The 13291-nt window shown below is 57.7% G+C and carries 15 protein-coding genes; 10 read left to right on the forward strand and 5 right to left on the reverse strand.

The features are described from left to right. Positions 1 to 52 precede the first annotated feature (52 nt). From G6N80_RS20585 to G6N80_RS20595, 3 genes are all read right to left on the reverse strand, one after another. Entirely contained in the window at positions 53 to 874 is an 822-nt protein-coding gene (locus G6N80_RS20585; protein ID WP_062552699.1) for an alpha/beta fold hydrolase, read from the reverse strand. Between the two features lie 66 nt (positions 875 to 940). Continuing rightward, positions 941 to 1534, reverse strand: a complete 594-nt coding sequence (locus G6N80_RS20590; RefSeq protein ID WP_165136417.1) for an NUDIX domain-containing protein — start codon at positions 1532 to 1534, stop codon at positions 941 to 943. Further along, positions 1531 to 3654 (reverse strand): molybdopterin-containing oxidoreductase family protein, encoded by a 2124-nt coding sequence (locus G6N80_RS20595; protein ID WP_165136420.1) that lies wholly within the window; start codon positions 3652 to 3654, stop codon positions 1531 to 1533. The genes G6N80_RS20590 and G6N80_RS20595 overlap by 4 nt, the downstream gene beginning before the upstream one ends. 86 nt (positions 3655 to 3740) lie before the next feature. Here G6N80_RS20595 and G6N80_RS20600 point away from each other — a divergent pair, with 86 nt between their 5' ends. The 3 genes from G6N80_RS20600 to G6N80_RS20610 all read left to right on the forward strand — a co-directional run bounded on the left by G6N80_RS20600 (position 3741) and on the right by G6N80_RS20610 (position 5960). Continuing rightward, positions 3741 to 4604, forward strand: coding sequence for a 23S rRNA (adenine(2030)-N(6))-methyltransferase RlmJ (locus G6N80_RS20600; protein WP_165136423.1), 864 nt, complete (start codon positions 3741 to 3743; stop codon positions 4602 to 4604). Positions 4605 to 4681: 77 nt separating this feature from the next. Next, positions 4682 to 5347, forward strand: coding sequence for a ribonuclease T2 family protein (locus G6N80_RS20605; protein WP_165136426.1), 666 nt, complete (start codon positions 4682 to 4684; stop codon positions 5345 to 5347). Between the two features lie 16 nt (positions 5348 to 5363). After that, positions 5364 to 5960 (forward strand): glutathione S-transferase family protein, encoded by a 597-nt coding sequence (locus G6N80_RS20610; protein ID WP_062552703.1) that lies wholly within the window; start codon positions 5364 to 5366, stop codon positions 5958 to 5960. A 65-nt stretch (positions 5961 to 6025) separates the two neighbouring features. Here G6N80_RS20610 and G6N80_RS20615 read toward each other — a convergent pair whose 3' ends face one another. Beyond that, positions 6026 to 6667, reverse strand: a complete 642-nt coding sequence (locus G6N80_RS20615) for an outer membrane protein (protein WP_062552704.1) — start codon at positions 6665 to 6667, stop codon at positions 6026 to 6028. A gap of 413 nt (positions 6668 to 7080) precedes the next feature. Here G6N80_RS20615 and G6N80_RS20620 point away from each other — a divergent pair, with 413 nt between their 5' ends. From G6N80_RS20620 to G6N80_RS20640, 5 genes are all read left to right on the forward strand, one after another. Next, positions 7081 to 7797, forward strand: a complete 717-nt coding sequence (locus G6N80_RS20620; RefSeq protein WP_062553198.1) for an SDR family oxidoreductase — start codon at positions 7081 to 7083, stop codon at positions 7795 to 7797. After that, complete coding sequence (gene uvrC, locus G6N80_RS20625) at positions 7794 to 9830, forward strand: excinuclease ABC subunit UvrC (RefSeq protein WP_165136429.1); 2037 nt, start codon at positions 7794 to 7796, stop codon at positions 9828 to 9830. The genes G6N80_RS20620 and uvrC overlap by 4 nt, the downstream gene beginning before the upstream one ends. Before the next feature lie 91 nt (positions 9831 to 9921). Next, the gene (gene pgsA, locus G6N80_RS20630) at positions 9922 to 10509 is read left to right on the forward strand and encodes a CDP-diacylglycerol--glycerol-3-phosphate 3-phosphatidyltransferase (protein WP_062552706.1); all 588 of its coding nucleotides are present in this window, start codon (positions 9922 to 9924) and stop codon (positions 10507 to 10509) included. Beyond that, positions 10506 to 10763: a molybdopterin converting factor subunit 1 gene (gene moaD / locus G6N80_RS20635; RefSeq protein WP_165136432.1), complete on the forward strand. Its 258-nt coding sequence runs from the start codon at positions 10506 to 10508 to the stop codon at positions 10761 to 10763. The genes pgsA and moaD overlap by 4 nt, the downstream gene beginning before the upstream one ends. 4 nt (positions 10764 to 10767) lie before the next feature. Then, positions 10768 to 11238, forward strand: coding sequence for a molybdenum cofactor biosynthesis protein MoaE (locus tag G6N80_RS20640; RefSeq protein ID WP_210300724.1), 471 nt, complete (start codon positions 10768 to 10770; stop codon positions 11236 to 11238). Here the strand turns inward: G6N80_RS20640 and G6N80_RS20645 are convergent. Then, complete coding sequence (locus G6N80_RS20645) at positions 11228 to 12124, reverse strand: branched-chain amino acid ABC transporter permease (RefSeq protein WP_165136435.1); 897 nt, start codon at positions 12122 to 12124, stop codon at positions 11228 to 11230. The two genes, G6N80_RS20640 and G6N80_RS20645, sit on opposite strands and share 11 nt — an antisense overlap. A 61-nt stretch (positions 12125 to 12185) precedes the next feature. Here G6N80_RS20645 and G6N80_RS20650 point away from each other — a divergent pair, with 61 nt between their 5' ends. Together G6N80_RS20650 and G6N80_RS20655 are read left to right on the forward strand one after the other, a co-directional pair. Further along, complete coding sequence (locus G6N80_RS20650; RefSeq protein ID WP_165136438.1) at positions 12186 to 12737, forward strand: CGNR zinc finger domain-containing protein; 552 nt, start codon at positions 12186 to 12188, stop codon at positions 12735 to 12737. Next, positions 12734 to 13237, forward strand: a complete 504-nt coding sequence (locus tag G6N80_RS20655) for a hypothetical protein (protein WP_165136441.1) — start codon at positions 12734 to 12736, stop codon at positions 13235 to 13237. The genes G6N80_RS20650 and G6N80_RS20655 overlap by 4 nt, the downstream gene beginning before the upstream one ends. Positions 13238 to 13291 lie beyond the last annotated feature (54 nt).

The following is a 13291-nucleotide window of genomic DNA, read 5'->3' on the forward strand; positions in this document are numbered from 1 at the left end:
TAAAATTAGAGTATATATGTCGAAGGATGGGTTAATCGGGACACGATTTCCTTCATTTTTTTAGAAAATTTAGAAGATCTTCAGTCAATCTCTGCTTGTGGGATGCAAATAGCCCGTGAGGCGCCCCTTCATACTCAATCAGTTCTGCACCTGAGATACCGTCGGCAGCAGCACGCCCAGATGCATCGATCGGGACCGTTTCATCACCTGTTCCATGAATGATCAGCGTCGGCACGCGGAAATGTGCAAGATCTGGACGGAAATCCGTGGTTGCGAAGGCCTCCGCGCAGGCGAGCGTCGGCTTCAGGCCGGCCATCATGGCCTGATTGAAAGACCAGTCCAGCACCGCGTCGCTCACCGATCCGGTAAAGACGCCCACGCCGTAAAAGCTTTTGAAGAAGGAGCGGAAGAATTGGGCGCGATCTTCCTTCATGCCTTCCGTCATTTCAGCAAATTTTGCCTCGGACGTGCCTTCCGGATTGTCTTCCGTCTTCAGCATGAAGGGAACGACCGAAGCCACGAGCGCCGCCTTGACGACGCCCTTCCCGCCATGGCGAGACATGTAGCGCGCCACTTCCCCGCCACCCATCGAAAAGCCGACGAGCGTCACATCTGAAAGGCCAAGCCCTTCGATGACATCTGCAAGATCGTCGGACAGGGTATCGTAGTCGTAACCCGTCCATGGTTGTTCAGAACGTCCGAAGCCGCGGCGATCATAGGAAATTGCGCGAAAGCCGGCATTGGCCGCTTCCATGGCGAAGTCATCCCAGGTGTCTGAGGTCAGCGGCCAGCCATGAAGCAGGACGATCGGGCGACCCTGCCCCCAATCCTTCACGTAGAGTTCTGTTCCGGTCCGGGTCTTGATCATGGTCATCGGGGGATCCTTTCGCTGGATTGCCCCCGTTTAACGCAGTTTTCCGATCTGCGTTCCGTCCTGACCCTATCGAAGCCTATCGCGATTGAGGAGCGCCCATTGCAGCAGCATGATCGTCTTGCCGTCGAGGATCTCGCCACTCTCCACCATGGTCAAAGCTTGCGAGAGCGGAATTTCCAGGACCTCGATGTCCTCGTTCTCTTCCTCAAGACCGCCTCCTTCACTCACCCTGTCCTCCACATCAATAATGGCGGCGTAAAAGTGAATGAGTTCTGTCACGGCGCCGGGCGACATGAAACATTTGAACAGAAAGCGCACATCGCGCACCTGATAGCCGGTTTCTTCAATCGCTTCGCGGCGGATAGCTTCTTCCGGGTGCTCGCCATCAAGAAGGCCGGCCGGGGTTTCGATCAGCAATCCGTCGGTCTCGTTCATATAGGCAGGCATGCGGAACTGGCGGACCAGAACCACCAGGTCCCGCTTCGGATCATAGAGCAGGATCGTTGCGCCATTGCCCCGATCATAGACTTCGCGGTCGAGCCTGCTCGTCTTGCCGTTGCGACCCGTATAGTCAAAGCTGACCTTGTGGAGAAAATACCAGTTATCGGAAAGCAGCTTCTTCTCGACGATGGTCACCTCGGGTTGTATTGGCTGCGTCATGCCGTTTCCTTCTTGAGCCAAACCCGATTGTCATGAACGGCGGCACCGCCATAGGGTGCCACCGGGTCAGCCCCGGTCAGGACATTGATCCCCTCACCATCCATATGTGCACCATTCGGCCAGAGCCCCTCGGCAATCAGAACGCCGCGCCGGGCAGTCGCAACGATCTTGACGTGGATGCGCAGGTCCCCGCGCCGGTTGCCGATGCGAACGATGCTGCCGTCTTCAAGATCATGGCTGGCGGCATCATCCGGGTGAACCATGACCTCTGGACGCCCTTCCTTGTCGCGCGAGGTTTTTGTCTCCGCAAACGTGGAGTTCAGAAAGTTGCGCGCAGGCGACGTGGCCAGCCGGAAAGGATGCTCGTCATCGGTCAGTTCGATGACATTGACCTGATCGGGGAATGTCGGAAGTTCCGCGTGGGGTCCGAGCGGACCGATGCTGGCTGGCGTCTTGTTGGGGGATGGACCGTTTGCCCAATCCGGCTTGAAGCGAAACTTCCCATCGGGATAGCCAAAGCCATTCAGATAGTGAGACTCTTCGAAGCCCGGCTGACAATCGATCCATTTGTCGACCAGCAACTGATCGTAACCTGGGTAGCCGTTCGGCAGCAGCATGCGATCGATATGTTCGCGTTCGCTCAAACCGAAGCCCGCATAGTGATCCACGCCAAGGCGCTTGGCGAGTTCCTCGATGACGAAAAGATTGGTGCGCACGGTGGCCGGTGGCTCCACCAGTTTCGGACCGAGCAGGATATGGTTCTGACCGCCAGCGCGGTACAGATCATCATGTTCAACGAACATCGTCGCGGGCAACACGATATCGGCCACCTGCGCGGTGTCTGTCATGAAATGCTCATGGACCGCGACAAACAGGTCATTGCGCAGGAAACCCTGCCGCACCAACCGCTGCTCCGGCGCGATGTTCATCGGATTTGTGTTCTGGATGAGAAGAGCCGTGACCGGACCACGATGGCGCAGCGCAACCGGATCGCCCGTCAGAACGCGACCGATCTGCGACTGGTCCAGCATGCGGATATCGGGGTCGACATAGGCTGTGCCCATCAGTTCGCGCTTGTCGAGCCGGAAGAGTTCCCCATTGTTATGGAAGGCACCCCCGCCCTCGTATTGCCAGGAGCCGAGCACTGTGGCGATCGAAAGCGCCGCGTGCATCGACACGGTTCCGTTGCGCTGGCGCGTAAAGCCATAGCCCAGGCGGAAGAAGGTTTTCTTCGTCGTGCCGACGAGACGCGCGAAAGCCTCGATCTCTTCGACCGAGAGCCCGGTAATGGCAGACGCCCATTCTGGCGTCTTCGCCTGAAGATGCGCTTCCAATCCTGCGGGATCGTCGGCAAATTTCGCCATGTAGTCACGGTCGGCGTAACCATCCCGGAAAGCAATGTGCATGACGGCGCAGGCAAGTGCTGCATCCGTACCCGGCTTCAGGATGATCTTCACATCCGCCTGCTTCATCGTCGGGCTGTCGTAGATGTCGATAACGACAATCTTCGCGCCCCGCTCCTTGCGCGCCTTCACCGCATGGGTCATCACGTTGACCTGCGTTGCCACCGGGTTCGTGCCCCAGATCACCACGCAGTCGGATTTCGCCATTTCGCGCGGATCGGGCCCACGCAAAGCGCCTGTTCCCAGCACATAGCCTGTCCAGGCCATGTTGGTGCAAATGGAACCGAAGAAGCCGGAATAACGCTTGGCGTGCCGAAGACGTTCGATGGAATCGCGCTGCACCTGCCCCATGGTTCCGGCATAGAAATAAGGCCAGATTGCCTCGCTGCCGTGCTGGGCTTCGGCTTTCACGAAGGCTTCCGCAATCTCGTCCAGTGCAGCGTCCCAGGAGATCTCTTGCCAGCTGCCGTCACCTTTTGCGCCTATACGTCTTTTCGGCGTCATGAGGCGGTCGGGGTGATAGAGCCGTTCCGCATAGCGAGCGACCTTGGCGCAGATGACGCCTGCCGTGTAGCTATTGGCGTTGGCACCGCGCACGCGTCCGATCCGGCCATCATCGGTCAGATCAACGTCCAGCGCGCAGGCCGAGGGACAGTCATGCGGACAGACAGTGTGTCCGGTGGAATTTTTGAGTGTGATCGGGGTCGCAACGTTCATGTCTTTCCTATAGGACATGCGAAGGCTCGCAGAAAGCGGCATTTGCGTTGCATCAAATCTATTGAAATCATCCAGCAGGGTTTGGAATGAACTACCGGCACATCTATCACGCAGGCAATTTTGCCGATGTTCTCAAGCATGCAGTCCTGGCTCTTTTGATCCGGCACATGCAGAAGAAGGACAAGGCTTTTCGTGTGCTGGATACCCATGCCGGCATTGGGCTCTACGACCTATCTTCGGAAGAAGCGCAGAAGACGGGCGAGTGGCGGGATGGTATCGGCCGCTTGCTGGAAGCCGATCTGGACGCTCAGGTTGCTGGCCTTCTGCAGCCCTATCTCGACGCGGTTCGTGCCGAAAATCCCAAAGGTGGCCTCACTTACTATCCAGGCTCTCCCCGCCTGGCGCGCAACCTGTTTCGCCCACAGGACCGGCTTGCGGCGATGGAACTCCATCCGGATGATTACCGCCGTCTGGCACGTCTTTTCGAAGGTGACTTCCAGGTCCGCGCTACCGAGTTGGATGGCTGGCTGTCGCTGGGCGCCCACCTCCCTCCGAAAGAAAAGCGCGGCATCGTTCTCGTCGATCCGCCTTTCGAGATCGAAGGAGAATACGAACGGCTGGTTCAGGGCTTGGCAACAGCCTATCGTCGTTTTTCCGGCGGCACCTACTGCCTTTGGTATCCGCTAAAGAAAGGAGCGCCGATCCGGCGCTTCCATGAGGAATTGCAGGCGCTCGACATTCCCAAGATGCTTTGCGCAGAGCTTTCAGTGAAGAGTGACCGTGATGGCACCGGCCTGTCTGGCTCGGGCCTCATCATCGTCAATCCACCCTTCACGCTGAAAGATGACCTGCACCGTCTTCTTCCTCCCCTGAAGGATCTGCTTGCTCAGGATCGCTTTGCATCTGCGCGCGCATTCTGGCTGCGTGGGGAAGAACGGATAGACACTTAGTCGCCAGCCGTGACGGAACGGTGCTTGACCCAGCACGCACGCCGGGACATCTTCTCCGTGCATCGGAGATTTGATTCATGTTCCGTTCTATTTTTTCAAAACTGATTGCCCTCACCGCCCTTGCCGCAAGTACGTTCGCCATCGCACCGCAGACGCGTGCGGAGGACAAGGCCGGAGCCTTTGATTTCTACGTTCTGGCCCTGTCCTGGTCACCCACCTTCTGCTCAGGCGAGCGGGGACAGAAGAGCCCGCAGCAATGCGGCACCGACAAGAAATTCTCCTTCATCGTCCATGGGCTTTGGCCGCAGAATGAAAGCGGCTACCCCCAATCCTGCGCCAGTTCCGAACCGCGAACGGTGCCGGATGCTGTTGGGCGCCCCTATTTCGACATCATGCCGTCCATGGGCCTCATCGGGCACCAATGGCGCAAGCATGGAACCTGCACGGGCCTTTCCCAAAAGGATTATCTGGAGAAAATCCGCAGCGCTTACAACAAGATCAAGCTGCCGCAGGATCTGACTTCTCTCACAACCGCCGGGACTTTCTCGGCCGAAGTGATCGAGCAGAAATTCACCGAGATCAATCCTGGCCTCACCGCGGACTCCATCGCCGTTAATTGCGAAGCCTCCAAGTTTGAGGAGGTGCGGATCTGCATGACCAAGGATCTGGGCTTCCGCCCCTGCACGCAGGTTGACCGGGGTGGCTGCAAGATCAAACGCATCACCGTGCCGCCGGCACAGTAAACTGTAAGGAACTGCCATGAAACTGCTTGTGTCCCCAGCTTCCCCCTACTCCGCGAAGTGCCGCATGGCGGCGCGCCATCTTGCACTCGGGGTCGAAGAAGTTCGTGTCGACACCAATGCCGAACCGCCGGAACTCATCGATAACAATCCGCTGGGCAAGATCCCAGTCCTGCTGCGCGATGGCCAAAAGCCTGTCTATGATTCTGTCGCCATCATGCAGTTCTTCAACCGCCAGTCCGGCGGCAAGCTCTATCCGGCAGAGGCGCAAGCCCGAACTGACGCGGAAGTGCTGGAAGCACTGGCGGATGGTATTACGGATTGCCTGCTCGCCATCATCTACGAACGCCGGTTCCGGCCCGAGGATAAGGTCGAGCAGTCGTGGATCGACAAGCAGTGGAGCAAGGTGACACGCGGTCTGGATTATCTCGAGGCCAACCTTCCTGTCGTCGGCGACACCCTGCACGGCGGTCACTTCGCCCTTGCTGCGCTGATCGGCTATCTTGATCTGCGCTTTGCCGGCAAATGGGCGAATGGCAGGCCAAAGCTTGCTGCCTGGCCAGACCAGTTTTCGAAGCTGTTCCCCGAATTTGCGACTGTGAAGCCTGCTGCCTGATCACCAGCATAAAAAAAGCGGCCGAAGGTTTCCCTCCGACCGCTTCTTGATCCAGAATACGCGGATCAGAACTTGACGCCGATACCAACCTTGACCGAGTGGTCGTCGAAGCCGCGCGAGAAGTTCGTGCCGCCGAGGTTGTAATCCTTGTCCTGATAGTCCGTGTAACGATACTCAACGCGAGCGGTGATGTTGTTCGTTACCATGGTTTCAACGCCGGCGCCGACCGTGTAGCCGAGAGCCGTGTTGCTGTCGGTACCGCGAGCGTTCGAGAGTTCATGGTCAGCAGCGGCCAGACCAGCCGTACCGTAGATCATGAAGGGGTTCAGGTCGTAACCGACGCGGGCACGAACAGAGCCGTTGAGCTTTTCCTTGCCAACGGTGCCATTGCCTGCAGCGCCCTTCTGGCCGTTATAGCCGAGGTCTGCTTCAGCACCGTAAACGATCTGACCGCTCTGCCAGTTGTAACCACCGAATACGCCGCCGCCTGCGCCGTCAGCATCGGTGTGGCTGGAGCCACCCTTGAACTTGCCCATGTCGTACGAGCCGTAACCACCAAGGTAGAAGCCAGACCAGTTGCTGACAGGTGCCGCAGTTTCAACGGCAGCAGGTGCTTCCGGAATCTGGGTGACAGCATCAGCCGCATGGGCCGAAACAGCGATGAGACCAGCGGCAGATGCCATGAGGGTCGCGATAAGAGTACGCATACTTAATTCTCCTTTTCATTGCCGTGAGGGAGAAGCTGCCTTTGTTTCCAGCAGGCTTTTGGTTTCCCGTCGCGTTGACAGTGAAATTGGTGGGGAAATGAGGAATTGAAAGTACCGAAATGTGAATTGATTGTGGCAGAGCGATGGCTGAATCTGGATGTTGCTTCAGGGCAACATGCACTTTGTTAACCATAAGAGAGCGTATACGTTTGCTATTCATAAGAACTATTATTCGCATCGACGTGAATACATCAATAGATTCATGTATAACAAAAACAGGCCTGTCGCCCGATCTGTTGATTGGCGCGAACCGTAAAGCTCAATCATGAAAAACTTTAGTGAAAACTCCCTCAAATGCGAGTGACAGCGTGAACAAAAGACAAACCATACTTGTGACCGGCGGCGCGAAGCGCATGGGCCGGGCAATTTGCGAAGATCTTGCCCGTCACGGACATGCCATTGCGATCCACGCGAACGCGTCGCTCGCCGAGGCGGAAGCGCTCGCCGCAAATCTTCGAAATGAGGGTTGTCAGGCTGTGGCCCTGCAGGCCGATCTGCTGGATGACCGTCAGACGGAAATGCTGATCGGGAGAGCGGCTGCGGAACTCGGGCCCCTCACCGGGCTGGTGAATAGCGCCTCGATCTTTCTCAAGGATGAGCCGGATCGCTTCGAGCCGGATGTCTTCGACAAGCATTTTGCCATTCATGTCCGGGCTCCGTCCATTCTTTCGGCTGGTCTTCTGGCACAGTTGCCGGAGGGCGAGACCGGGCTCATCGTCAACATCATCGATCAGCGTGTCTGGAAGCTGACGCCTCAGTTCTACTCCTATACCCTCTCCAAGGCCGCACTGTGGACCGCCACCCAGACGCTCGCACAGGCCTATGCGCCGCGCATCCGCGTCAACGGCATCGGTCCCGGCCCTTCCTTCAAGAGCGAACGTCAGGCGGAAGAAGATTTCGCAAAGCAGATTGCCGGTCTGCCGCTGAAACAGGGTCCATCACGGGACGAATTCGGCCGCACGATCCGTTTTCTTTTTGACACTCCGTCCATCACGGGCCAAATGATAGCCTTGGATGGTGGCCAGCATCTGGCCTGGGAAACGCCTGATGTGGCGGAGATCATTGAATGAATGGAACGAAACTGCCTGACGGCGGCGTTCTCTACGACGAATCAGATGACGATGAAGACGACGTAATCCAGCCGGAAGCGGAAGCGGCGTCATCGCTGGCTGGCGTCCAGTGGAACGAGGGCTGGAAGAACGAGTCGGGCCTCAAGGGCGCCGATCTTATTGCCGAGTTCGTGAAGCATTTGCCGAACGCACCGGGCGTTTATCGCATGTTCAACGAAGCAGGCGATGTGCTGTATGTGGGCAAGGCCCGCAGCCTGAAGAAGCGTGTCTCGAATTATGCGCAAGGTCGGGTTCATTCCAACCGTCTGTCGAAGATGGTGCGCGAAACCACGCAGATGGAATTCGTCACCACTCGCACGGAAACCGAAGCCCTGCTTCTGGAAGCGAACCTCATCAAGCGGCTGCGCCCTCGCTTCAACGTCCTCTTGCGCGACGATAAAAGCTTTCCCTACATCATGATCACGGGCGATCATCGGGCACCGGCCATCTACAAGCATCGGGGTGCTCGGGCTCGCAAGGGCAATTACTTCGGGCCCTTTGCCTCTGCCAGTGCGGTCGGCCGCACGATCAATTCCCTCCAGCGTGCGTTTTTGCTGAGAACCTGCACCGACAGCGTCTTTGAGAGCCGCACCCGTCCGTGTCTGCTGTTTCAGATCAAGCGCTGTTCCGGCCCCTGCACGTATGAGATCAGCGATTCGGACTACGGGCTTCTGGTGCAGGAAGCGAAGGACTTCCTGTCCGGCAAGAGCCAGAGCGTCAAGGCGACCATCGCCAGCCAGATGGCGGAGGCCTCTGCCGATCTGGATTTCGAACGTGCCGCCGTCTATCGCGACCGGCTGGCGTCGCTCAGTCATGTCCAAAGCCATCAGGGCATCAACCCGGCAGGCGTTGAAGAGGCCGATGTCTTTGCGATCTATCATGAGGGCGGATTGACCTGCATTCAGGTCTTCTTCTTCCGGGCGGGCCAGAACTGGGGCAATCAGGCCTATTTCCCCAAGGCGGACCCGCAGCTCCAAGGCTCGGAAGTTCTGAATGCCTTCTTGGCGCAGTTTTACGACGACAAGCCGGTGCCGCGTCAGATCCTTCTATCGGAGACGATCGAGGAACAGGCTCTGCTTGCGGACGCGCTAAGTGAGAAGGCCGGATACAAGGTCACCATCTCCGTGCCGCAGCGCGGCGAGAAAAAGGATCTCAGCGACCATGTGCTTGCCAATGCGCGCGAAGCCCATGGACGCCGCCTTGCGGAAACGGCATCGCAAGAGCGCCTGCTGAAGGGTTTCGCGGAAACCTTTGCCCTGCCCTATGTGCCGCGCCGGATCGAGATCTACGATAACTCCCATATCATGGGCACGAATGCCGTGGGTGGCATGGTGGTTGCCGGACCGGAAGGCTTCATGAAAGGCCAGTACCGCAAGTTCAATATCAAATCGACGGACATCACCCCCGGCGATGACTTCGGCATGATGCGCGAGGTGATGACGCGGCGATTCTCACGTCTCCTGAAGGAGGAAGGCCTACCGGATCGCAGCGCTCTGCCTTCTCAAGAAGATGCCGTCGACGCGGGCTTTCCTGCCTGGCCGGATGTCATCCTCATCGACGGCGGCCAGGGACAGATGTCTGCGGTGCGCAAGATTCTCGATGAGCTTGGTATAAGGCAGGTCGTCACGGCCATTGGCGTTGCCAAGGGTGTGGACCGCGATGCGGGGCGCGAACGATTCTTCGCCGATGACCGCAGCGATTTTTCACTGCCGCCGCGGGATCCGGTACTCTACTTCATCCAGCGACTTCGGGACGAGGCTCACCGTTTTGCAATCGGCTCTCACAGGGCACGGCGCAAGAAAGAGATGGTGAAGAACCCGCTCGATGAGATTTCGGGCATCGGCCCTTCGCGAAAGCGGGCTCTTCTCCAGCATTTCGGAACCGCAAAAGCCGTCTCCCGAGCCGGAATAACCGATCTGATGACGGTGGAGGGAATCTCGGAGTCGGTGGCAAAGCAGATCTACAATCATTTCCACGAGAACAGATCGAGTTGAACGGCAGAAGACAGATACGACACGAGAATTTTGAGTTGACGCTTCGAGCCCGAAGCATCACTTAAAGGCAATTGCAACTGACAGGTTGACCATGGCATCGCGCGCACTGAACATTCCCAATCTTCTGACCTATGCGCGTATCGTAGCCGTACCGGTCGTCGTGGCGTGCTTCTTCGTCGAAGGGCGCCTCGAAAGCTCCGATGTGGCACGCTGGACCGCTCTTGCAATCTTCGTTGTTGCATCCATCACGGACTACCTCGACGGCTATCTGGCGCGCATCTGGAACCAGACATCGAACATCGGGCGTATGCTGGATCCGATTGCCGACAAACTGTTGGTTGCTTCGGTCCTGTTGCTGATGGCAGCAGATGGCACGATTGCGGGCTGGTCACTATGGGCGGCGATCACCATACTCTGCCGCGAAATTCTGGTGTCGGGCCTGCGAGAGTATCTGGCCGCGTTGAAGGTCGCCGTGCCTGTGACGCGCATTGCCAAGTGGAAAACCACCTTGCAGATGGTCTCCATCGCATTCCTGCTGGCAGGGGATGCCGGGGACAAGGTTCTGCCCTACACCACCGAAATCGGTCGTGCCTTCCTTTGGATCGCGGCTATTCTCACGATCTACTCCGGCTATGATTATTTCCGCGCCGGTCTCAGACATGTGGTGGATGAAGAATGAAGGTAAAGCTCGTCTATTTTGCCTGGGTTCGGGAGCGGATCGACAAGCCGGAAGAGGAAATCGACATTCCGGAGACGGTCGTGACTGGCCGGGATTTGCTGAATCACCTGAAGACCTTGGGCGAAGAATATGAAGCGGCACTTCAGTATCCGGAGGTGATCCGCCTCGCCATCAATCAGGAACATGTCGACCACGACGAACCCATCACCGGAGCGCGCGAAATCGGCATATTCCCACCGATGACGGGTGGATAAGAAAATGGTGGCTCTGAAGCCCTTCATCCGCGTCCAGCGCGAAGATTTCGATCTGCAAACCGAGATCGCGATGTTGACAGAAGGGCGACAGGACATTGGCGCCGTCGTGACGTTCACTGGCCTCTGCCGTGATGAAGGCGGAAGTCTGAACGCTCTTGAACTGGAACACTATCCCGGCATGGCGGAAGCGGAAATGGCCCGCATCGCAGAACTGGCGATCGCACGCTTTTCCCTTCTCGGCCTCTCAGCCGTCCATCGTTACGGCAAGATTGCTCCTGGCGAGAACATCGTACTGGTCATTGCCGCCGCATCTCATCGACAGGCCGCCTTCGATGGTGCGAATTTCGTTATGGATTTTCTGAAGACGGCAGCTCCCTTCTGGAAGAAGGAGCACCTTGCAAATGGCTCCACGGGCAACTGGGTCGCGGCAAAGGATGCCGATGACGCCGCGCGCGACAAGTGGCTCAAGCCATAGGCTTTTGCTGGCGCGTTATCACCAGCAGCAAAGCGAGCAGGGAAATCAGGGCCGCATCTCGCCACACCATGGGTGCAAAGGCACTCCAGAAGGTCTCACCGAAGGCAAAGATAGCCGCACCCACAGCTGCACGCCACGGGTGAAGATGCCCGCCCGCCGCGGAAATCAGAACGATCTTCAATCCGAAAATCAATCCGGCACCAAAGCCCATCGTACCGTAGTGCATGGTGGCCAGAATGCCGCCCAGCCCCGCCAGTAGAGCGCTCAACACGTAGGTTTGCGTAAACATCGCGCGGGAATTTACGCCGCACAGTTCCGCCGCCAGCCGGTCCTCCGACACGGCTCTCCAGTTGCGACCCCATCGTGACAGCGCCACAAATACGGCGGCTGATACGAGAAGGATCAGCACGGCGCCGGTATTCACCAGTTGCAAAACGGTCGATGTCACGGGCGACGCGAGGTTTGGCATGATTGCGATGCCTTGGTTGAGGAAAGGCGGCAGCCAGAGTTCCTGTGTTCCGGAGGCAAGCCGCGCGCCCTCCATCAACACCAACAAGAGCCCAAGCGACGCGACCGTGAAGGCATTTGGAGAAACTGCCGAGAGTGGCGCTGCGATCCGGTGACCTATGAGAACGCTCAGAGGCACGACGAGTGCAAGCGTAAGAACGGCTCCGGCGGCCAGCGAGGCGGCGAATGTCAGAAACAGGATGTTCCATCCGGCATGGGCCCCGAGCAGGAATGCATGACCGGAAAAAGCAAACAGCGCGCCGTAGGTTAAATCCGCCCGCTTGGTGAGTGCAACCGACAGGGCGTAGCCAAATGCGAGGAGCGCATAGAGCGCGGACAGTGGCACCGCGTTTGCAAACTGTTGAAGTGCGTAGTCCATGCCCGTCCTCCAGGCTCGAAATATAACTGGTAAAACGTCTTTTGCCAGTTATATTTCCGATATGAGCTTTTCCTGGACACCCCATCGTTTTGTCGGCGGCGCCTTGGCACTGGATGTTGCCAATAGCGTCATTCTGCGCATGGACCCCGCACGCAGCTTGGATCGCTTCGCCGTGCCGGAGCAATTGGCGAGTTTTGCGAATGCTGCTTGTGTTCTTTCCGCAGAGCGGGAACGCTGGGCGCAGTTGCGGCCGGTTCAATCCGGCAATGAGCAGACCTTTCTGACATTCCGCGAGGCAGTTGACCGCTATTTTCGCGGCCTCGCGACAGCGAACGATGCACAGCTTTTACTTGCCGATCTGCTGGATCAGGGATCAAAGCTTTTGCGCAGCAATCCCACCGCCGGCTCGCTGGAAGCGGAAACGGTTCATTCAGCCCTGCGGCTCCTCAGCCTTCCTGATCCGCAACGTCTGAAGATCTGCGGCCACTGCGGCTGGCTTTTCCTCGACCGCAGCAAGAACAAGAGCCGCTTCTGGTGCGACATGGCCGTCTGCGGCAATCGTACCAAGGCCAACCGCCATTATCGCCGCAAGAAGACTGGAGATACGGCATGATTAGAAAGGTTGTAGCCTTATGCCTCACACTCGTTCCACTAACGGCTTGCCAGCGAGAAACGGAAAACAAGATTGCCGAGTTCAGCGGTCATATCTTCGTTTTCAACTACAGGCTTTCGAAGGCGAACTATGTCGTCACTCTCCGGCCTCTGGAGCAGCCCTTGAGACCGGGAACTGCAACGGCCTATTTCGACAACCCGCGCGGCGGTGATCCCCTCGTAGCTCGCCAAACACTCTATCCGAATATGACGAAGATCGTTCTGGAGAGTCCCGACCTCCAATGCGTCAAGGAAGGCAAAGCCTACCACATCAGGGTTGAGATAGCGGGTTCAGATGGCAGGGTTCGCCAGACACTGGAAACCGATCTCGTCGCGACCATCGATCAGAGTGTTCTTCCGGCCAATTCCCTGGTCGTTGGTCCGGCTTATGACCTCAATCCACAGGTGTTCAAGCCAAATGATGCCGTCGATCTCTCGCCTGTCCAGGGATGCCCGGCCTAGGGACTGGTGACGAGATCATCTTGTCTCGTCACACGCTTCCCGATACATCATATC

Source organism: Rhizobium rhizoryzae, from assembly GCF_011046895.1.
GTDB classification, from domain to species: Bacteria; Pseudomonadota; Alphaproteobacteria; order Rhizobiales; family Rhizobiaceae; genus Neorhizobium; species Neorhizobium rhizoryzae.